Annotated in this window: 20 protein-coding genes and 1 tRNA gene; 11 read left to right on the top strand and 10 right to left on the bottom strand. The window is 61.3% G+C overall.

Features of this window, described 5'->3' with window-relative positions:
* The 8 genes from QZ638_RS13885 to QZ638_RS13850 form a co-directional block, all read left to right on the top strand.
* Positions 1–842, top strand: an 842-nt coding sequence (locus QZ638_RS13885) for an ABC transporter ATP-binding protein (RefSeq protein WP_295811502.1), incomplete at its 5' end; no start/stop codon positions are given.
* The gene (locus QZ638_RS13880; protein ID WP_295811500.1) at positions 839–1,936 is read left to right on the top strand and encodes an oligopeptide/dipeptide ABC transporter ATP-binding protein; all 1,098 of its coding nucleotides are present in this window, start codon (positions 839–841) and stop codon (positions 1,934–1,936) included. The genes QZ638_RS13885 and QZ638_RS13880, both read left to right, overlap by 4 nt.
* On the top strand, positions 1,933–3,435 hold the full coding sequence (locus QZ638_RS13875) for an ABC transporter substrate-binding protein (protein WP_295811497.1): 1,503 nt from the start codon (positions 1,933–1,935) through the stop codon (positions 3,433–3,435). The genes QZ638_RS13880 and QZ638_RS13875 overlap by 4 nt, the downstream gene beginning before the upstream one ends.
* A 59-nt stretch (positions 3,436–3,494) precedes the next feature.
* Entirely contained in the window at positions 3,495–4,439 is a 945-nt protein-coding gene (locus tag QZ638_RS13870; RefSeq protein WP_295811494.1) for an ABC transporter permease, read from the top strand.
* On the top strand, positions 4,439–5,308 hold the full coding sequence (locus QZ638_RS13865) for an ABC transporter permease (protein WP_295811491.1): 870 nt from the start codon (positions 4,439–4,441) through the stop codon (positions 5,306–5,308). Before QZ638_RS13870 ends, QZ638_RS13865 begins: the two co-directional genes overlap by 1 nt.
* Before the next feature lie 15 nt (positions 5,309–5,323).
* A complete protein-coding gene (locus QZ638_RS13860) occupies positions 5,324–7,114 on the top strand; it encodes a gamma-glutamyltransferase family protein (protein WP_295811488.1) in 1,791 nt (596 codons plus the stop codon).
* A 118-nt stretch (positions 7,115–7,232) separates the two neighbouring features.
* The gene (locus QZ638_RS13855) at positions 7,233–8,063 is read left to right on the top strand and encodes a sulfite exporter TauE/SafE family protein (protein ID WP_295811485.1); all 831 of its coding nucleotides are present in this window, start codon (positions 7,233–7,235) and stop codon (positions 8,061–8,063) included.
* 1 nt (position 8,064) lies between these two features.
* Positions 8,065–8,739 (top strand): FCD domain-containing protein, encoded by a 675-nt coding sequence (locus QZ638_RS13850; RefSeq protein WP_295811481.1) that lies wholly within the window; start codon positions 8,065–8,067, stop codon positions 8,737–8,739.
* 278 nt (positions 8,740–9,017) lie between these two features.
* On the opposite strand, the gene QZ638_RS13845 is transcribed toward QZ638_RS13850, so the two are convergent.
* The 9 genes from QZ638_RS13845 to QZ638_RS13805 form a co-directional block, all read right to left on the bottom strand.
* Positions 9,018–10,607, bottom strand: a complete 1,590-nt coding sequence (locus QZ638_RS13845) for an FGGY-family carbohydrate kinase (RefSeq protein WP_295811477.1) — start codon at positions 10,605–10,607, stop codon at positions 9,018–9,020.
* Positions 10,608–10,691: 84 nt separating this feature from the next.
* Positions 10,692–11,411 (bottom strand): HAD family hydrolase, encoded by a 720-nt coding sequence (locus tag QZ638_RS13840; protein ID WP_295811475.1) that lies wholly within the window; start codon positions 11,409–11,411, stop codon positions 10,692–10,694.
* Between the two features lie 7 nt (positions 11,412–11,418).
* Entirely contained in the window at positions 11,419–12,195 is a 777-nt protein-coding gene (locus QZ638_RS13835; protein WP_295811473.1) for an SDR family oxidoreductase, read from the bottom strand.
* A gap of 38 nt (positions 12,196–12,233) precedes the next feature.
* Positions 12,234–13,235: an ABC transporter ATP-binding protein gene (locus QZ638_RS13830; RefSeq protein WP_295811471.1), complete on the bottom strand. Its 1,002-nt coding sequence runs from the start codon at positions 13,233–13,235 to the stop codon at positions 12,234–12,236.
* Positions 13,236–13,247: 12 nt separating this feature from the next.
* Positions 13,248–14,078 carry a carbohydrate ABC transporter permease gene (locus tag QZ638_RS13825; protein WP_295811467.1) on the bottom strand — a complete coding sequence of 277 codons (831 nt, stop codon included), beginning with the start codon at positions 14,076–14,078 and terminating at the stop codon, positions 13,248–13,250.
* Between the two features lie 10 nt (positions 14,079–14,088).
* Entirely contained in the window at positions 14,089–14,958 is an 870-nt protein-coding gene (locus tag QZ638_RS13820; RefSeq protein WP_295811464.1) for a carbohydrate ABC transporter permease, read from the bottom strand.
* 164 nt (positions 14,959–15,122) lie between these two features.
* Positions 15,123–16,430, bottom strand: coding sequence for a sugar ABC transporter substrate-binding protein (locus QZ638_RS13815; protein ID WP_295811461.1), 1,308 nt, complete (start codon positions 16,428–16,430; stop codon positions 15,123–15,125).
* 112 nt (positions 16,431–16,542) lie between these two features.
* Complete coding sequence (locus tag QZ638_RS13810; protein WP_295811460.1) at positions 16,543–17,490, bottom strand: sugar-binding transcriptional regulator; 948 nt, start codon at positions 17,488–17,490, stop codon at positions 16,543–16,545.
* A gap of 202 nt (positions 17,491–17,692) precedes the next feature.
* Positions 17,693–17,769, bottom strand: a tRNA-Met gene (locus tag QZ638_RS13805).
* 228 nt (positions 17,770–17,997) lie between these two features.
* Between QZ638_RS13805 and QZ638_RS13800 the strand changes: the two genes are divergently transcribed.
* Positions 17,998–18,951 carry a Gfo/Idh/MocA family oxidoreductase gene (locus tag QZ638_RS13800; RefSeq protein ID WP_295811457.1) on the top strand — a complete coding sequence of 318 codons (954 nt, stop codon included), beginning with the start codon at positions 17,998–18,000 and terminating at the stop codon, positions 18,949–18,951.
* A 108-nt stretch (positions 18,952–19,059) separates the two neighbouring features.
* Here QZ638_RS13800 and mnmA read toward each other — a convergent pair whose 3' ends face one another.
* Positions 19,060–20,259, bottom strand: a complete 1,200-nt coding sequence (gene mnmA, locus QZ638_RS13795) for a tRNA 2-thiouridine(34) synthase MnmA (RefSeq protein WP_295811454.1) — start codon at positions 20,257–20,259, stop codon at positions 19,060–19,062.
* 218 nt (positions 20,260–20,477) lie between these two features.
* Here mnmA and QZ638_RS13790 point away from each other — a divergent pair, with 218 nt between their 5' ends.
* The gene (locus QZ638_RS13790) at positions 20,478–20,603 is read left to right on the top strand and encodes a hypothetical protein (RefSeq protein WP_295811453.1); all 126 of its coding nucleotides are present in this window, start codon (positions 20,478–20,480) and stop codon (positions 20,601–20,603) included.
* 28 nt (positions 20,604–20,631) lie between these two features.
* Positions 20,632–21,020, top strand: a 389-nt coding sequence (locus tag QZ638_RS13785; protein WP_295811505.1) for a LysR family transcriptional regulator, incomplete at its 3' end; no start/stop codon positions are given.

Below are 21,020 nucleotides of genomic sequence, written 5' to 3'. Positions count from 1 at the left end.
AAGAGCCTGACTCGCTTGCCGTCATGGGGCTTTTGCCGCCAAAGCTGCGCGCTTCCCTTGCGGGAGAGCTGGACTTCGATGGGCAGCGGATCAACCTGACGGATCAGGACGCGTTGGCGAAATTGCGCGGACGGCGCATTGGAATGATCTTCCAGGAACCGATGTCGAGCCTCAACCCTGCGCACAGGATAGGCGATCAGATCGCCGAGGGATGGCGCAGGCACAACAAGGGGGATGGCCGCGCGGAGGCGTTGGAGATGTTGCGCCGTGTCGGCATCCCGGCGGCCGAACGCAGAATGCGGGACTATCCGCATCAGATGTCGGGCGGCATGCGGCAACGCGTGATGATCGCGATGGCGCTGATCAACAACCCCGATCTTCTGATCGCGGACGAGCCGACCACGGCGCTGGATGTCACCATTCAGGCACAGATTCTCGAACTGATCGCGGAACTGCAATCGGGCGGGCAGATGGGCACGATCCTGATCACGCACGATCTGGGCGTGGTGGCCGAGACGGCGACGACGGTTGCGGTGATGTATGCGGGCCGCGTTGTCGAATACGGCCCTGCAGATGCCATTTTCTCCGACCCCCAGCACCCTTACACGATCGGGCTTATGTCTTCGATTCCGGCTCTGCGCGGTCCGCGCAGCAGGTTGGCGACGGTTCCCGGTATCGTGCCTTCGATCGAAACCATGCCGAAAGGCTGCCGCTTCGCCACGCGTTGCCCGTTTGCAAAGCGGAACTGTGTTGAAACACCGGAGTTGGCGGAGATCTCTCCGGCGCACTTCGTCGCCTGCCATTTCGCACCGCTGGAAAGCACATTGCGGAGCGTCGCATGAACCAGGTGATTGTCGAGGTGAAGGGGCTGGCCAAACGCTTCCCGATCGGCGGTGGCATCCTGACGGCGCCGAAATTGTTGCACGCGGTGGACGGGGTCGATTTGACCGTTCATCAAGGTGAGACGTTCGCAATCGTGGGAGAATCCGGCTGCGGGAAGTCGACCTTGGCCCGTCTTTTGGTGCGGTTGCTCGAACCGACAGAGGGCAGCATCGACATTGCGGGCCACGATATGGCGTCGGTCTCGCAGCGGGATTTGCGCGACCTGCGGCGTGATGTGCAGTTTATTTTCCAGGATCCGTTTTCATCCTTGAATCCCCGCCTGTCCGTCGCCCGGCTGGTGGGCGAACCGCTCGAGGCCCACCGTCCCGAACTCACCGCCGCCGAGCGGCGTGCAGAAGTGGCGCGTTTGCTGTCCCAGGTGGGATTGCGGCCTGAACACATGGACCGTTATCCGCACGAGTTCAGTGGCGGGCAAAGGCAGCGGATCGGAATTGCGCGTGCGCTGGCATCTGGGCCGAAAGTCCTGATTGGAGACGAGCCCGTCAGTGCGTTGGACGTCAGCGTGCAGGCACAGGTCGTCAATCTGCTGTCGGATTTGCGCGACCGGCTTGGTCTCACACTTATTGTCATCGCACACGATCTCGCCGTCATTCGACAAATGAGCGACCGACTTGCGGTCATGTATCTGGGACGAATTGTGGAGACGGGGTCCACCGACGCGATCTTCAATGCACCCCATCACCCTTATACTCGCGCGCTGTTGTCGGCGATCCCGGGCCCTGAGGGAGGATCGGGCGCGGCCGGCCTGGAGGGCGAAACGCCAAGCCCGCTGGCTCCGCCTTCGGGTTGTCATTTTCGCACACGTTGCCCCTTTGTCGAACCCCGATGCGCCGAAGTGCGGCCCGTGCTGGAGCGCACGCAGGCCGGGACTGAAGTTGCCTGTATCCGTTGGAGCGAGATTGCCCGCGCCGACGATTACGCCCCGCCGCCAGCGATACGCAGCGCCGGAGCCAATGAACGCTTTCGTTTGTACCGCGAGGCGTTGGAAGAAGCTGAAAAAGCAAAAGAAACGCAACAGGAGAATGCAAAATGAACATCCGCAAAGCGATGTTGCTTGCTGCCGTTATGGGAACGACGGTGGTGGGCGCGCAGGCGCAGACTTTGCGCATCGGTCTGGAGAGCGACCCCGATGCGCTGGATCCCGACAAAAGCCGCACCTTTGTCGGCCGTATTGTTTTTACCGCTCTTTGCGACAAACTGATCGACGTCACGCCCAAGCTGGAACTGGTTCCGCAACTGGCGACCGAATGGACGGTCAGTGAGGATGGCAAGACGATCGATATGACTCTGCGCGAGGGCGTGGTCTTCCATGATGGGACCCCCTTTGACGGCGAGGCTGTAAAAGCCAATATTGAACGCTCGCAAACGCTGGAGGACAGCGTGCGCAAATCCGAGGTCAGCTCGATCGAGTCGGTCGAGGTGGTCGATGCAACCCATATCAAACTGCATTTATCTGCTCCGGATGCGCCTTTGCTCGCACAGCTCGCCGACCGGTCCGGCATGATGCTCTCGCCTGCCAGCTTCGAGGGGGATGTCGCGGCCGGCCCGGTCTGCTCCGGTCCGTTCATGTTCAAGAACCGCGTCGCGCAGGACAAAATCGAGCTGGAAAAATTCGCCGACTACTGGAATGCCGACGCAATCTCGCTGGACGCGGTGTCCTATCTGCCGATCCCGGATTCGACGGTGCGTCTGGCAAATCTTCAATCGGGCGATCTGGATCTGATCAACCGGCTCGCCGCGACCGATGTGGAGACCGTCAAGGGCAGCGATCAGTTGAGTTACGGTCGTGCAGACGGGCTCGGCTACCAGGGCATCACCTTCAACACCACCAATGGCGACAGGGCCGACAATCCGTTCGGGCAGGACGCTCGGTTGCGTGAGGCCCTCTCATTGGCCATCGACCGCAACGCGATCAATCAGGTCGTGTTCTCGGGTCTCAATGCCCCGGCCAGCCAGTTCGTATCCGCTGCCAGTCCGTTCTTCGATCCCGCTTACCCGGTGCCGGAACGCGACATCGAGAAAGCCAAGGCGCTTATAGCCGAGGCCGGTTATGAAGATGGATTGACCCTTGAGATTCAGGCGCCGAACCGGCCAGAGAACCAGCAGGTCGTCCAGATGATTCAGGCCATGGCGGCCGAGGCGGGCATCCAGATCACCATCGCCGCCAAGGAATTCGCCACCATGTTGTCGGATCAGGCAGCGGGTGATTTCGAAGCCAGTCAGGTCGGGTGGTCGGGCCGTATCGATCCGGATGGGAACATCTACGGTTTTGTCACCACCGGCGGCGGCTTCAACGACGGCAAATATTCCAACGAGAAAGTGGATGAAATTCTCGCCGAAGCCCGCTCCGTGAGCGACGTGGACAAGCGCAAGGCATTGTATCACCAGGCAAATGAAATCCTGATGGCCGACAAGCCGCTGTTCTATATCTACAACGAAGCGTGGCTTTACGGTGTGTCCAACAAGGTTGAAGGCTTTACCCCCAGCCCGGATGGAATGATCCGCCTGGAGGGGGTGTCCTTGTCCCAGTGACATGATGGCCCGGCCGGCTCCAGCGCCGGCCGGGCCGTTTAGAGAAAAGGCCTCAGGATATGTTGTCCTATCTTGCCCGCCGCGTGCTGATTGCCATTCCGACGCTGATACTGATTTCGATCTTCGTCTTCGCCCTGCAGAAGATGTTGCCCGGCGATCCGGTGTTGGCGTTGGCCGGCGAAGATCGCGATCCCGAAACGCTGGAACGCTTGCGTGAATTGTATCATCTGAACGATCCGATCTGGATGCAGTACCTGATGTGGGTCGGCGACGCGGTCCGAGGTGATCTGGGACAATCGATCCGAACCGGCCTGCCCGTGACGGAGATGGTCTTGTCGAAACTGCCGGTGACGATCCAATTGGCGGTGATGTCGATGGTTTTTGCTGCGGTGATCGGTATTCCGGCGGGCATCGTTTCGGCCATACGCAAGGGAACGGTGACCGATTATGTGGCCAATGTGGTCGCGTTATCGGGTTTGTCGATCCCGAATTTCTGGCTGGGGATCATGTTGATCCTGCTTGTCTCGGTCAAATGGCGACTTTTGCCAGCATCGGGATATGTTCCGCTGACCGAGGATCCGCTGCAATCGATCCGCACAATGCTGATGCCGGCGTTCGTTCTTGGCACCGCGCTGGCGGCCTCGCTGATGCGGCATACGCGCTCGGCCATGCTTGGGGTGTTGCGCCAGGATTATGTGCGCACCGCGCGTGCGAAAGGCTTGGCCGAACGCACCGTGATCATGCATCACGCCTTTCGCAATGCCTTGACGCCGGTCGTCACGCTGGCCGCGTTGCTGTTTGGTGAACTGATCGCCGGAGCTGTTCTGACCGAACAGATCTTTACCATTCCGGGGTTCGGAAAAATGGTTGTCGACGCGGTGTTCAATCGGGATTACGCGGTCGTTCAGGGGGTGGTTTTGGTGACGGCGCTTGGCTTCATCCTGATGAACCTGATTGCCGATGCCGCCTATGTGCTCCTGAATCCGCGTTTGAGGGTCGGCTGATGACACAAACCGTTGCCGACCCCGTTCTGGCTCGCCGTCCGCAAAGCAGGGTCTGGCGCAAATTGCGGAACCATCGCAGCGCGACATTCGGCGCTGCACTGGTGCTCGTTTTCATAGTGCTGGCTCTGGCCGCACCTTATCTGCCCATTTCCGATCCTGCCGCGGCCGACTGGTCGGCCATACGGCAGCCGCCTTCGACGGCCCATTGGCTGGGCACGGACGAACTGGGCCGCGATCAGCTTTCGCGGATGATATGGGGCGCGCGCGCCTCGTTGATGGCCGGTGTGGTTTCGGTTGCGATCGCTATCGCCATTGGCGTGCCTTTCGGCATTCTCGCAGGCTATTTCGGTGGATGGGTCGACGCTGTGATTTCACGCTGCACCGAGGCGTTGCTGGCGATTCCGTTCCTGATCCTTGCCATCGCCCTGGCGGCCTTCCTGGGGCCGTCTCTGACCAACGCGATGATCGCCATCGGCATTGCCGCAACCCCCGTCTTCATTCGTTTGACACGTGGGCAGGCAATCAGCGTTGCCGCCGAGGATTATGTGGAAAGTGCCCATGCGATCGGCCTTTCCACCCCGGTCATCCTGCGCCGCTATATCTTTCCGAATGTCCTGCCTCCTGTTCTGGTGCAGGCGACCTTGACCATTGCAAGTGCAATCATTGCCGAGGCTTCGCTCTCCTTTCTTGGGCTCGGCCAGCAGCCGCCAGCGCCGAGTTGGGGAGCAATGTTGAACGTGGCCAAGGGCTTTATGACTCAGGCCCCGTGGATGGCCATGTGGCCGGGCATCGCGATTTTCCTCGTGGTGCTGGGATTCAACCTTCTGGGCGATGGGCTGCGCGATGCGCTCGACCCACGCGAAGAATGACCGACAGGGACAGATATGAACGACTTTACCACGCGCCCCGACATCCGCGGCACTTTCGGAACCGTTGCCTCTACCCACTGGATCGCTTCCAGCACGGGAATGGGCATTCTGGAAAAAGGAGGCAATGCCTTTGACGCTGCGGTCGCAACCGCGCTCGTCTTGCAGGTCGTCGAGCCGCATCTCAACGGCCCGGCAGGCGATCTGCCGGCCATCATCCATCTGTCCGGGACGGATGAAACCCGCGTTCTGTGCGCACAGGGCGTTGCCCCAGGCGGGGCCACCATGGAGCATTATCGTGGTCAGTTCGGCAATGGATTGATTCCCGGATCGGGCTTGCTCGCGACGGTCGTTCCCGGTGCCTTCGACGGCTGGATGCTGATGCTGCGCGACCACGGCAGCATGGAACCGGCCGATGTCATGGCGCCTGCCATCGCCTATGCGCGCGACGGCCACCCCGTTCTGCCGCGTGTGGCCAACACGATTGCCGGATTGGCCGATTTCTTTCGCAGCGAATGGCCGAGCAGCGCGGCAACGTGGCTTCCGGGCGATGCCGCGCCGCAGCCATGGGCGCTGTTCCGCAACCCGGATCTCGCGGCAACCTATCAGCGGCTTGCCGACGCGGCGCGCGGCGATACGCGCGAAGCCCGCATCGATGCCGCGCGCAAGGCCTGGTCGCAGGGTTTCGTCGCCGATGCGATCTGCGATTTTCTGGCAGAGGCTTCGGTCATGGATGTGTCGGGGGAGGCCCATTCCGGAGTCTTGTCGCGCCAGGACTTGGCTGACTGGCAGGCGCGTTGGGAGGAGTCGGTTTCGGTCGACTATCATGGCTGGCAAGTGCACAAGACCGCGCCATGGTCGCAGGGACCTGTACTGCTGCAGGCGCTGAGAATTCTCGAACATTTCGACGTGGCGGCGATGGATCCCATGGGGGCGGATTTCGTTCACACGGTGACCGAGGCGATGAAGCTGGCCTATGCTGATCGCGAGGCTTATTACGGCGATCCCGACCATTTCGACATTCCGCTCGAAACCTTGCTTTCGCGCGACTATGCCGCCGAACGCGCCCGGCTGATCTCGGACGAGGCCAGCCTGGAACAACGCCCGGGCCGCATTCCCGGATTGGAACGTCTGGCAGAGGATGCCGTCGCGCGCGCCGCGGCCGACTTCAATGCCGCACGCGGCGCCAGCGCTGGGGAACCGACCATGTCGCATTTAACCGAACGCCGGGGCGACACGGTGCATCTCGACGTCATCGATCGCTGGGGCAACATGGTCAGCGCGACCCCTTCGGGCGGTTGGCTGCAATCCAATCCGGTCGTTCCCGGCTTGGGTTTTCCCTTGAACAGCCGCGCTCAGATGTTCTGGCTTCGCAACGGACTGCCGACCTCCTTGCGGCCCGGATCACGCCCGCGCACCACCCTGACCCCGTCGATGGCAGACAAGGATGGGATCCGACTGGCCTTCGGAACGCCGGGCGGTGATCAACAGGACCAATGGCAGCTCATCTGGTTTTTGCGTTATGTCCACCACGGTTTGTCTATGCAGCAGGGAATGGATGCACCGCTTTTCCACACGACCCATTTCCAGAGCAGCTTCTATCCGCGTGAAGCGAAACCGGGAGAATTGATGGTCGAGCCCAATCTCGGCGATAAGACGATCGCCGAGTTGCGCGCGCGTGGGCATAAGATTGTCGTTTCTGAACCTTGGAGCATCGGTCGGCTGACTGCTGCGCGGCGCGATCCGGATGGAATGATGACGGCCGCCGCGACTCCCCGCCTGATGCAAGCCTATGCCGTGGGGCGCTGAATGTCGTTCCTGCATTTTCACGCCACGTTGTTCATGGTTCGCGACTGCGAATTCGCGGCGAGCCCGCCGGACAGCGCCACGAACCCCGCCATGCAAGGCGATAGCAAAGGACTGACCCATGGACGGGATTTCGACCACTGCGCTGATTGAACTTGCGGCTGTCGCGGTCGGTGCCGGTATCGGTGGGGGCATACTTGCCGGGCTTCTGGGCGTTGGCGGCGGGATCGTCATCGTCCCGGCGCTCTATTTCGCGCTGACGCTGACCGGCATGGATCCTGAACTGACCATGAAGGTTGCCGTCGGGACGTCGCTCGCGACCATCGTTTTCACGTCCCTGTCGTCGGGCTGGGGCCACTATCGCAGGGAGGCCATCGATACCGGGTTGATCAGGCTGTGGGCACCGTCGCTCCTCGTCGGAGTGGTCCTGGGCAGTCTTGCGGGGGGGCATGTATCGGGCAATGTGCTGATTGCGGTTTTTGCAACCGTGGCGTTGGCCGTGTCGGCCGATATGATTTTGCGCAAAGGCCGCGCCGATCCGGAGCCGAGAGACTTTTCGAAACCCGTGTGGGCAGCCTTCGGTGTCTTCGCCGGCGGGATCAGCGCGATGATGGGAATCGGCGGTGGCACGATCGGCGTGCCCCTTTTGAACTTCCTGGGTTACGATATTCGACGCGCGGTCGGCACATCGGCCGCAATCGGATTCATCATCGGTCTTCCCGGCGCGATCATTTATGCGTTGAGCGGTTTGGGCAACGACGGGCTGCCGCCATTCTCGCTCGGTTACGTCAATCTGCTTGCGGCCATCGTCATCATCCCCCTGACGATGACGTTTTCGCAACTCGGTGTGAAATTGGCGCATGCGATTCCCCGCCGGGCGTTGCGCCTTGCCTTTGGCGCCTTTCTGCTGATTACATCGATGCGTATGTTCATCGATCTGATCGCGAGCTAGCATGGATCAACCCTCTGACGATCTTCCTGCAATCATCGCGGCCTTGACGCCCGTTCTGACGGCGGCTGCGCGAGAGGGGGGGCGCTTGCCAGCGGAAAGAACGCTGAGCGAAATGCTAGGCGTGCCGCGTCGTCGTTTGCGGCTGGCTCTCGATGAATTGCAAAGGCGCGGCACCGTATTCCGGCGCCGCGGGCAGGGGACTTTCGTCACGCCTCCACCGCCGCCGGACAAGGGCCGTCATCGCTTGTTGGCGGGAAAGCTCACCCTCGGCCAATTGATGGATGTGCGTCATCAGATCGAACCGCGCCTCGCCGAGCTGGCGGCCATTCACAGCGACGATGCCGATATCGCGCAGCTTGAAGTTTTGATGCGAAGATCCCGCGATGCGCGGACCCCGCAGGAATACGATTTGGCGGATGAAGTCTTTCACTATCGCATCGCCGAGTTAGCCGGGAATGCTCTGTTTCTGGAGTTCTACGCCATGATCCGCGAAATGCGACGCGAAGCCGGCTGGCGCGATCGGCGGGCCGAAACAAACAAGCCGGCCGTGATGCGCGCTTTGGGCGAACAGCATCAGCGCATTTTCGATGCGATCGCGACGCGGGACGTGGCCGGGGCCGCTACGGCGCAGCGCATTCACATGGAATTCGTGGCCGCGGCGATCCAGTCTGGCTGATCGGAAACCCGAATACCAAAGCGCAAGCGGCCGGCTGATGACATCCTTATGGATTGTCGATATGCGGCCTGCCGAACTCATAGGTTCTCGGTTCATGGGGGCAGAGAGAGTTTTGGACTGGCTTTCCGTTGGAACAAGGACTGTACGAGACGCGCCAATGGGCTCCGGCTTTGCGGCTCCGAGTTTCCGATCCATTGAAATCGTTCGACCCCGATGCGGAAGGCGCTGCGTTCTCATGCAGCAAGAAGCGGGCGTTCGGCCGGGCGATGATCGAATGGTCAATCCGCTGTGATGGCGTCGAGTGCCTGGCGTTGCTTGTGCATTTCCAGAAAGACGCGATAATCGCGATCGAAGCGCCGGCGGGCGATGGGGTCGGGCTTTCGTGTCGTGCCTTCCTGGGCCATGTTGACACAGGCTTCGGCCAGGCTCGGATACAGTCCGGCAGCCATGGCGGCCACCATCCCGGTTCCCAGAAGCATCGCGTCCTCCGCCCCGGGCTCGACGACGGTGCACCCGGCTGCATCCGCGTAAAGCTCCATCAGAAGCGGGTTTTTTATATGCCCGCCGGTCACGTGCAGCGTGTCGATCCCGTAACCCCGGTCGTTGAGCGTGTCGAGTATGTGGCGAATGCCGAAAGCGATGGCGACGGCGGTGCGCCAGTAAAGGCGGCAAAGGCTGTCGAACGAAGCGTCGAGTGTCAGCCCCGATATAACGCCGACCGCGTGGGGATCGGCCAGCGGCGACCGATTGCCGTGGAAATCGGGCAGGACGTGCAAACGCGCGCCGAGCTCATATCCTTCAGCCGCGCGCAATTCCATGACACGGTCGCAGATGCGCCGGTGCATTTGCGCATTCGGCTCACCGCCGGCTGCGTGCCAGCGAATAATGTGATCGAGAAGAGCTCCCGATACGGACTGGCCGCCTTCACCCAGCCAGCAATCGGGCAGCGCCGCACCAAGATATGGCCCCCAGACACCCGGCACGGGACGGGCCTCGCGCGAAAAGGCCATCACGCAACTGGACGTGCCGGCGATCAGGGCCATGTGCCTGTCGATGCTGTCGACATCACCGGCAAAACCGCCGAGCACACCGAGCGCGCCGCCATGCGCGTCGATGAGTCCGGCCCCAACACGACAACGCTCCGTCAGGCCGAGCGCGTTGGCTGCTTCCGAAGTAAGGGGCCCGAGATCCGTGCCGATCGGGCTTGCGCGCTCGGGCAGTTGCCCACGTTCGATCATGTCGGCTAAGCCGACGGTTTCGAAGAAATCGTGCTGCCAGCCAGGCGTCTCATGCGCCAAATAGGTCCATTTGCAGGTGAGCGTGCATTGCGAGCGGGCAAGACTGCTCGACGCTTTCCAGGTCAGAAAATCGGCGAGATCGAAGAAATGGCAAGCAGCGTTCCAGCGCTCGGGCAGATTACGCTTTAGCCACATCAGTTTCGGTGTCTGCATCTCCGGCGACATCACCCCGCCGATGTAGTCGAGCACGCGGTGCCCGGTGGCGGTGCAGGCGTCCGCCTCTGCCAGAGCGCGATGATCCAGCCAGACGATCGTGTCCCAGCGTGGCTCTTCGTCCGGCGAAACGCTGACCTGTTCGCCATCTCGACCACGCACGACCAGGGAGCAGGTGGCGTCGAAACTGATCCCGGCGATCTGTTCGGGGGCGGCGTCGGCGCGCTCCAGGGCAGTTCGCACCGAGGTGCATGCCGCGTTCCAGATATCTTCCGAATCCTGTTCGGCAAAATCCGCTGCCGGCTGGTTCATCTTGATCGGGTTCTCGGCCCGACCCAACAGTTTCCCCTCTCGGTCAAGTACACCGGCGCGGGCGCTGCCTGTGCCTATGTCCACCGCCACCACAAGATCGCGCATCAAATCTCTCTTTGGAGCGCTGTGCGTCCGTTCGGACTTGCAAAGGACGCTCCTATCTATCTGCGTTTCGTATTTCCACCAACGTCAGGTGTTTCCATCCGACTGAAAAATGCCTGCTTTCTCCAGCTGGACAAGAAGGTCCGGCAGTTGCTGCATCCTGTCAAAAATCACGTCGGGCTCCAAGCGGTTCAGAACATCGCGATGTGCCTGCGAATCCGCATGGGATGCTCCGGCAAAGCATAGAACACGCATGCCCGCGCGGTGTGCGGCTTCGATACCGGCGGGGCTGTCCTCCACAACAACGCACCGTGCCGGCTCGATGCCCATCGAGTGGGCCGCCAATAGAAAGAGATCGGGTGCTGGCTTGCCGTTCGCGACCATCGTCGCGCTGAAGATATGCGGTTCGAAACGGTCGAGAAGCCCTGTCACGCCAAGCGACAATCGAATGCGTTCGGGCTGGCTGGAGGAGGCGACACAACGGGATATCGACAATTCGTCGAGCGCTTCCCGAACGCCCGCCACCGCCTGCAATTCGGCGCGAAAGGCCGTATAGAGATTGTCTCGCATGCGCTCAAGTGCGATCTCATCGAGATCGACATCGAAATCCGTTTTGAGCAACGAGGTGATGGTGCCGAGACTACGACCGAGGAACAGTTCATAGGCCGTGTCTGGATCGATATGCGCTCCGTTCTCGGCGACGGTTTGCAACAGGACCCGCATGGAGAGCGGTTCGCTGTCCACAAGAACGCCGTCGCAGTCGAAGATGACGAGCCCGACCGCCGCCTCGCAGGGGACTTTGGTCACGCTCTCCTCACCAACACGAATAGCCGCCATCCGCCATCACGATCGAGCCGGTCATCAGACTGGCCGCGTCCGAGGCGAGGAAATGCACCACGGACGCGATCTCGTCGGGTTGTCCGACACGTCCCATCGGTGTCATTTCCAGCCAAGTGGCATGCATTTCTGGATTTTCCGTCATGCCGAAAGCGGTTAGTGGCGTTTCGATGTAGGTGGGCGCCACCGCATTGACACGCACCCCACGACGTCCCCATTCCGCAGCCAGCGACTTGGTGAGCTGGTGCACCGCCGCCTTGGACGCGTTGTAGAATGCCTGTGGTTGAGGCTTGTTGACGATTACGCCCGACATTGAACCGATATTGACGATGGAGCCGCTTCCTCGTTCGAGCATCGCCCGCCCGAATGCACGGCAGCACCAGAACAGTCCGTCGAGATTGACGTCCATGTGAAGGCGCCAGTGCTCGTCGCTGGTTTCTTCTGCCGGTACGTCGCTTTTTGCCACACCCGCATTGTTGACCAGAATGTCGATGCTTCCATGTCGGCTGGCGATCTCGTTTGCCACCGCATCGACCTGACCGGAATCGGTGACATCGAGTACTGAACCTTCAGCCGATAAACCTTGAGCCTTCAGCGCTGCAACGCTTTCGTCGACGCGATCGGCCAGCATGTCCACAACGATCACATGTGCACCGGCTTCGGCGAGGGCGCGCGCGCAGCATGCGCCGATCCCCTGGCCGGCGCCCGTGACCACGGCGATGCGTCCATCGAGCTTGAGTTTATCCAGATACATTTCAAACACCTTCTTCATTTAACTGGTGCGCCAGGCCGTCAGTTCAGAGCGCTGCCCTCGTCGTCGAAACGGTGAAGACGTTCTGATGAAGGGCTCAGATACACAGTCTCGCCATGGCGCAGCGCAAACTCGCCATCGGCTCTCGCCGTGAGCTGGCCCAAGCCCTCCACCTCGACATGGAGGAACGTGTCGGAGCCAAGATGCTCGGCAACCGCGACGGTTCCCTTCCAGTGGCCGCTGGCCGTCGACATCTCCAGATGCTCCGGGCGTATTCCCACTGTGGGCGCACCGAGCTTTTCGGCTTCGGATCCTTTGATCAGATTCATGCGCGGCGAGCCGATGAAGCTCGCGACGAAAAGGTTTCGCGGACTGCGGTATAATTCCAGCGGCGAGCCGACCTGTTCGACTCGCCCCGCATTCAGGACCACGATCTTGTCGGCCATGGTCATGGCCTCCACCTGGTCGTGAGTGACGTAGATCATCGTCGTCTGGAGTTGATGGTGGAGTTCGCTGATCTCCAGACGCATCGACCCGCGCAGGGCCGCGTCGAGATTCGAGAGCGGCTCATCGAAGAGAAACGCCTTGGGTTCGCGCACGATCGCCCGGCCGATGGCCACGCGCTGGCGCTGACCGCCGGAAAGCTGGCCCGGTCGGCGGTCGAGATAATCGCTCAGGTTCAGGATGCGGGCGGCATTGCGAACCTTCTCGTCGATTGCCGCCTTCTCGACACCCGCCATTTTCAGCGGGAAAGCAATGTTCCTGTAGACGCTCATATGCGGATAGAGCGCATAGGACTGGAACACCATGGAAAGGCCGCGCGTGGCGGGCGAACGCGCAGTCATGTCCTCGCCGTCGATTACGATCCGGCCGCTTGTCGTATCTTCCAGGCCGGCGATCAGCCGAAGCAGGGTCGACTTGCCGCAGCCCGACGGGCCCACGAACACGACGAATTCATTGTCGGCGATCTCAAGATCGATTTCGGGAATGACGACGGTCGAGCCGAACGCCTTATGGACCTTTTCGAGGCGGATTTCCCCCATGGTTGCGTTTCCTTATTTGACGGCGCCGAAGGTCAGTCCCCGCACGAGCTGGCGTTGCGAAAACCATCCCAGTATGAGGATCGGCGCGATGGCGAGTGTGGAAGCGGCCGAGAGTTTGGCCCAGAACAGCCCCTCGGGGCTCGAGTAGGATGCGATGAAAGCCGTCAGCGGCGCCGCTTTCGCAGCCGTCAGGTTGAGCGTCCAGAACGCTTCGTTCCAGGCCAGTATGATGTTGAGCAGCAGCGTCGACGCTATGCCGGGAACGGCCATGGGCGTCAGCACGTAGATGATTTCCTTTGCGAGCGAGGCTCCGTCCATACGGGCCGCTTCGAGAATGTCGCCGGGGATTTCGCGGAAATAGGTGTAAAGCATCCACACGATGATCGGCAGATTGGCCATGGTCAGGACGAACGTCAGACCGATGCGCGTGTCGAGCAGCCCCGCATCGCGAAACAGCAGATAGATCGGCACCAGCACGCCGACTGCCGGCAGCATTTTCGTCGACAGCATCCACAGAAGCACGTCCTTGGTGCGTTTGGTGGGGGCGAACGCCATCGCCCAGGCAGCCGGGATGGCGATCACGAGGCCGAGCAGCGTTGACCCGAGCGAGATCACCACCGAATTCATAAAATGCTTGAGATAGTCGGACCGGCTGTTCACCTCGATATAGTTTTCGGCCGTCCACTGGAAGAACAGGAACTGCGGCGGTGTGGCGATCGCGGTGCCTTCCGATTTGAAACTGGTGAGCACTGTCCACAGGATCGGAAAGAAGATGAGGAAGCCCACGAGCCAGCCGATCAGGGTGAAGACGAGACGGGTGCGTGTGGAAACGGCGCGTGCCATCGATCCTCTCCTATTCCAGATTCTTGCCGATGAGACGGATGAGGAAAATGGCGACGATGTTCGCCAGAACCACCGCAACGATGCCGCCGGCGGAAGCCCCACCCACATCGAACTGCAGGAGCGCCTGCACATAGACGAGATAGGTCACCGTGGTTGTCTGCACGCCCGGTCCGCCATTCGTGGTCACCAGGATTTCCGCGAACACGGAGAGCAGGAAAATGGTTTCGATGAGCACCACAACGGTGATTGCACGCGCCATATGAGGCAGCACGATATAGACGAAGCGCGAGATGGCGCCCGCCCCGTCCATCTCCGCCGCCTCCTTTTGCTCGGTGTCGAGCGATTGAAGCGCCGTCAGCAAAATCAGGGTTGCGAAGGGCAGCCACTGCCACGAAACGATCAGAACGATCGAGAAAAGCGGCGCCTCGCCGAACCAGTCCATGGGCTGAAGGCCGAATGTGCGGGCGATCCAGGCGAACAGCCCGTTCACCGGATGCATAAGCATGTTCTTCCAGACCAGGGCCGATACGGTGGGCATGACGAAGAACGGTGCGATCACCATCAGGCGGACAATGCCCTGCCCGAAAAATGGCTGGTCGAGCAAAAGCGCCATCAGGATCCCACCACCGACGCTGATCACAAGCACACCGCCGACCAGAAGCAGTGTGTTCAACAGGCCCGTGAAGAATGCGGGATCGGTGAGAAAAAAGCGGTAATTCAGAAACCCTGCCCACTCTTCCATGCCGGGCATCAGAAGGTTGTAACGCAGCATGGAGAAGTAAAGCGTCATGGCCAGCGGAACGGCCATCCATAGAAGGAGCAGCACGACTGCCGGCGTCATCATCAGCCGGGCGCTGGCGCGAGTCTGCAGCGTGGCCATGGGCTTGCCTCTTCAAATTGGCGTGTCGGATTTGAAGTTCGCGTCACTGTCGGACGGAGGCCGCGTTGCGAATTTCAGATCCGGGGCACCGGGTTTCACCGAGGGAAAAGGCCGGAACCGTTGTCGAGAGAGAGGGCCGACAGCGGCTCCGGCAACTGGCGGGGCTACTTGGGGTATCCCGCCTTTTGCATTTCGCGCTCGGTTAGCGCCTGCGCGTTGGAAAGCGCCTGATCGACGCTGGCCTGTCCGGCAAGGGCTGCCGAGAACTGTTGGCCGACCGCCGTTCCGATGCCCTGGAATTCGGGGATCGCGACGAACTGCACACCCACATAAGGCACTTCCTCGACCGTCGGACTGGTCGGGTCGGCGGCCTGGATGGATTTGAGCGTCAGTTCGGCGAACGGTGCGGCTTCCTGATAGGACGGGTTCTCGTAGAGCGAGGTGCGCGTACCGGGCGGCACATTGGCCCAGCCTTCCTCCTCGGCGACCAGTTCGCTGTAGGCTTTGCTGGTCGCCCAGGCGATGAACGTTTTCGCCGCTTCCGTCTTCTGTGAGCCGGCGGGGATGGCGAGCGACCAGGCCCACAGCCAGTTGCCGCGCTTGCCGAGTCCCTTGTCGGGTGCAAGCGCGAAACCGACATCGTCCGCCACCTGGCTTTCGTCCGGATTGCTGACGAAGGAAGCGGCAACCGTGGCGTCGATCCACATGCCGCACTTTCCGGTCTGGAAGAGCGCCAGGTTCTCGTTGAAACCGTTGGAGGACGCGCCGGGAGGGCCGGCATCGTTCATGAGATCGATATAGAACTGGAGCGCGTCCTTCCATTCGGGCTGATCGAATTGCGGTTTCCATTCCATGTCGAACCAGCGTGCACCGAACGAATTCGCCATTGCGCTGAGGAACGCCATGTTCTCGCCCCAGCCGGCCTTGCCGCGCAGGCAAATACCGTAGACCTCGTTGTCCTTGTCGGTGATCTTGCGCGCAGCTTCGCCGATGAAATCCCACGTCGGAGCTTCGGGCATTTCGAGCCCCGCTTCCTCGAAAAGATCCTTGCGATACATGACGAACGAGCTCTCGCCGTAAAAGGGCGCGGCATAGAGTGTTTCATCAACCGAGAGACCCGCACGGATCGCCGGCAGCAGATCGTCGACGTCGTAATCGGCCTCGAAATCGAGCGGCACGAGCCATTCCTGCCCGGCCCAGATCGGCACCTCGTACGTGCCGATGGTCATGATGTCGTATTGGCCGCCCTTGGTCGCGATATCGGTGGTGACGCGCTGGCGCAGCACGTTTTCCTCCAGCGTCACCCATTCGAGTTCGATGTCGGGATGTTGTTCCGTGAAAGCACCCGCAAGCTTTTGCATGCGGATCATGTCGCCATTGTTCACGGTTGCGATCGTCAGTGTTTCCGCCTGTGCTGTTGCGGCGATTGTCATTGCCGAACACGTCATCAAGGCCAGAAGCTTCGCCCTCATGGTCTCCTCCCAAAGAATTGAGCAAATGCTATTCTTTTGAGCAAATACTCACTTTGACCGGAAGTCAAGCCCCTCTGTGCCCATGGATTGAAACGGCAAAAGAGGGCAGGGATCAGTCGGCGTTCAACAAGGCCGCCGCAGTGCGTTCATCCGTGATCAATCCGTTGACGATGTGCCGGGTGACGGCGGCCTTAATCGCCGGGAGCTTGCGTGGACCCATGGCCGCGGCGATGACCAGCGAGGTTTCCGACGATGGCAGTGGCGCGCTTGCGACGCGTTCGTTCATGCCGCCCTTGAGCAGTTCGCCGCGCGCATCGAACGACCAGCCGACGATTTCCCCCACTGCCCCGGCTTTTTGCATGGCTTCGAGTTCTTCGCCGGAAATGAAACCGTCTTCGAAAACTGGCGCTGTTTGCGTCAGGTCGCCGATGCCGACGAATGTGACGTCCGCCTTTCTTGCCAGGTCCAGCGTTGGCCGGATCATCGGCTGCTCATGCAGCAGGTTGCGCTCTTCCGCTGAAGAGACGATGACCGGCAGCGGCATTGGAAAACTGCGGGCCTTCACCGTATCGGCCATGGTGAAGATAACGTTGTAATAGGCGGCCGAACCGTCCGGTGCGATGTTGCCGGTGAGCGAAACGATCCGATGCTGCGGACATTCCATTGGCGTCAGTTGCTCAATCGCCGCTTTCAAGGTCCGTCCGGTTCCGACCGCCATGACGATCGGTTGGGGGGAAAGGAGATGGCGTTCGATCTCAGCAGCGGTCGCTTCGGCGACGCCAACCGTTGTCGAGCTCGATGCCGGATCGCTGGGAACGACTTCTGTGAACCGCAGGCCAAAGCGTTCCTTGAGACGGCGCGCGAGATCCAGACAACCAGCAATCGGATGATCGATGCGCACCCGCACCAGTCCCTCGGAGACTGCCAGCGAAACGAGTCTTTGCGCGGATTGTCGCGAAACCCCCAGCGTCGAGGCAATCTGGTCCTGCGTGTTGCCGGCGACGTAGTAGAGCCATCCCGCCCGGGCGGCATCATCCAATCGACTTCCGCGTGCGCTCATATTTTCCAACTTATGCTTCGCTCATTATTCGGTAAAGCCGACTCTAGCGTGGCAACCAACGGGCAGCCAGCGGCATGACACGAAATGATCAGTCTGAGTATGAAACAGAGAAGGACAAGGCTTCACGCTAGACCGGCAATCCCGGCCGAAACCGCAAACCCGATCCGAATTTGTAAGCTACAATACTGGGAATTGGGAACGATGGTAGCGGAGGAGGGACTTGAACCCCCGACACAAGGATTATGATTCCTCTGCTCTAACCGACTGAGCTACTCCGCCGCCTGAAGGCTGTGGATCAGGTGAAAACCGTGTCCGGTGCCTCACGAAGACGCGCGGATATAAGGGGGCGGTGTCTGCTGTGTCAAGCGGCGTCGCCCGTTTCTTGGGGGAATTTGTCGCGGCTGACGATTTCCCTTAAGAAACGACCGGGTTTGCAAGGGCAGGGTTGAGTCGCGGGGGCGGCGTCTGTATGTGTTTTCAGCGCCAAAATCTCGGGCGAAGGATTTGATGAAACCGCGTATTGCCGTACTCGGATGTGGCTATTGGGGCTCCAACCACATTCGCACGCTGAAGTCTCTCGGGGTTCTGGCCGCCGTGTCCGATGCCAATGAAGCACGGGCCGAAGGCTTCGCCAGCGAGCACGATTGCATGGCGATCTCCCCTGAAGCGCTTTTCGAACACGCCGATATCGATGCGATCGTTTTGGCCCTGCCGCCGCAGTTCCACGCCGACTATGCCATTCGGGCCATGCGCTCGGGCAAGGACGTCCTGGTGGAAAAGCCCATTGCGCTGACCGTGGATGATGCCAAGCGCGCTGTCGCTGTGGCGCGGGAGACCGGCCGCATCGTCATGGTCGGCCATGTGCTCCGCTTCCATCCGGCTTTCGAAAAGCTCAAATCCCTGATCGACCAGGGCGACCTCGGCGAAATCCGCTATATCCACTCCCACAGGCTGGGTCTGGGAAAATTTCACACCGAGAACGATGCGCTGTGGGATCTGGCGCCGCACGATCTGTCAATGATCCTTGCCCTCACCGGCGTGGCGCCGGAAGAGGTGCGCGGCGAGGGCGCCGCGCTGCTCGACCATTTGAGCGATTTCGCGCATTTGCATATGCGTTTTCCCGGCGGACTGCGCAGCCATCTGTTTACCTCGAGGCTCAATCCCTATCGTGAGCGCCGGCTGACGGTGGTTGGCGACAAGGCGATGGCTGTGTTCGACGATGTGGAGCCCTGGGAGCGCAAACTTGCCGTCTATCGGCACGCCGTTTGGCAGGACAGCGGCCATTGGGCCTTCACGACCAATGAACCGACCTATGTGGAGGTTGGCGAAGGGATGCCGCTGACGCGCGAGCTGGAGCATTTTCTTAAGTGCATCGAAACCCGAAGCGAGCCGCGCACCACTGGTGAGGAAGCCATCGAGGTTTTGCGCATTCTCACCGCGGGGTCCGTCACACATGGCTGACGCGCGACGTTTTCGCGGCGAATAACAGCCGTGCAGTGCACGCGAACCGGTGCAACCGCGTTCATAATCTCGGCGTTTTGCCGAACCGGTGCGGAAAATGCGTCCGGGTTAGGCGTTTTGCTCGGCCATCGTGGTAAGTCGCATCAATTGGGCCTCGGCTTCGGTGCCGCGCTCCGAACGTTCGATGAAGCCGCCGCCATAGACGCGCGCTTCGTTCCCGTCGTCTGAATACAGAACGCAGGCCTGGCCCGGCGCAACGCCGGCCTCGCCTTCCGTCAGTTCGACCCAGGTCGCGCCGTTCTCGTGATGCAGCACCGCCGGGCGCGGCGGGCGTGTCGAACGAACCTTCGCAAACACCTCCACGCCGCCTTCGGGAAGCTCGGCAAGCGGCCCGTCGCCCAGCCAGTTCACCTGGCGCAGGAAAACCTTGTGCGTTTCCAGCGCTTCGCGCGGGCCGACGATGACGCGACGGGTTCGCGCGTCGATCTTGACCACGTAGAGCGGCTCGCCGGTGGCGACGCCGAGGCCCTTCCGCTGGCCGATCGTGTAGCGCAGGATGCCGTCGTGGCGGCCGAGGACGCGACCGTCAACATGAACGATGTCTCCTGCAAGTGCCGCATTCGGGCGCAGCTTCGTGATGATGTCGGCATAGTTGCCGTTCGGCACGAAGCAGATGTCCTGGCTGTCCGGCTTGTCGGCGATGGCAAGGCCGTACTTGCGGGCGAGCTCGCGCACCTCCGACTTCGGCAGGCCGCCGAGCGGAAAGCGCAGGAAGTCGAGCTGTTCCTGGGTGGTGGCGAACAGGAAATAGCTCTGGTCCCGGTCCAGGTCGGCCGGACGGTAGAGGCTGCGCTTGTTGCCTGAGGCCCGGGAGCGCACGTAGTGGCCGGTCGCCAGAACGTCGGCGTCGAGATCGCGCGCCGTCTTGAGCAGGTCTGCGAACTTGACCGTCTGGTTGCAGCTGACGCAGGGGATCGGCGTTTCGCCGCGCAGGTAGCTGTCGGCGAAGTCGTCGATGACGGACTCGCGGAAGCGGCTCTCGTAGTCCAGCACGTAGTGGGGGATGCCCAGGCGCTCGGCCACCTGGCGGGCGTCGTAGATGTCCTGCCCGGCGCAGCAGGCGCCCTTCTTGGCCAGCGCCATGCCGTGGTCGTAGAGCTGCAGGGTGATGCCCACCACGTCGAAGCCCTGGGCGTGCAAAAGGGCTGCCGTGACGGAGGAATCCACCCCGCCCGACATGGCCACCACCACGCGGGTCTGCCCCGCCGGCTTGTCGATCCCCAGAGGGTTTGGGCCCAAAGCGTTCATAGGGCCGGAATATAGGCCCCGCCCGGTCAGGCACAAGAGGGATGGCGCAAGGGCCAGACGGCGTCAGAACGGCGGGTAGAGCCCGAAGCAGAATAAAATCTAAATAACAGATATTGATTTTTGTCAGTCCATAGATATATGGTGGGTCTCTCCGGGGCCGTCGGATCGAAGAAGTCCCGGAAAACAGCCATTTCCCCCCATTCAGGAGCGTCCCCCAGATGCAAAACGTGAAACTCGGCACCCAAGGTCCCCTGATTTCCCGCGCCGGCCTCGGCTGCATGGCGGCACTGGAGGCCGAGCGGTATCTGGCGCATGCCGGAGAAACCGCTGAAGCGGCCGAATAATTCTTTCGCGCCGGGCAAGGGCCGCACCATGGACTGGGACAAGCTGCGCATCTTCCACGCGGTGGCGGAGGCGGGCAGCTTCACCCATGCCGGCGAGAAGCTGAACATGAGCCAGTCGGCGGTGAGCCGGCAGGTCAGCGCGCTCGAGCAGGAACTCGGCGTCTCGCTGTTTCATCGTCACGCCCGCGGCCTGATCCTGACCGAGCAGGGCGAGCACCTGTTCCGCGCGGCGAACGACGTCACGATGAAGCTCGAGGCGGTGAAGGCGCGGCTGGCGGATTCGTCCGAGCAGCCGACCGGACCGCTGCGCCTGACGACGACGGTCGGCCTGGGGTCGACCTGGCTCACGGACCGAATCCACGAGTTCATCGACCACTATCCCGACATCAACCTGCAGCTCATCCTCGACGATGGCGA

This window comes from uncultured Nitratireductor sp. (assembly GCF_913053745.1).
Classification (GTDB): Bacteria; Pseudomonadota; Alphaproteobacteria; order Rhizobiales; family Rhizobiaceae; genus Nitratireductor.
The sequence above is the reverse complement of the archived record's forward strand: the minus strand, read 5'-3'. Positions and strand labels throughout refer to the sequence as shown.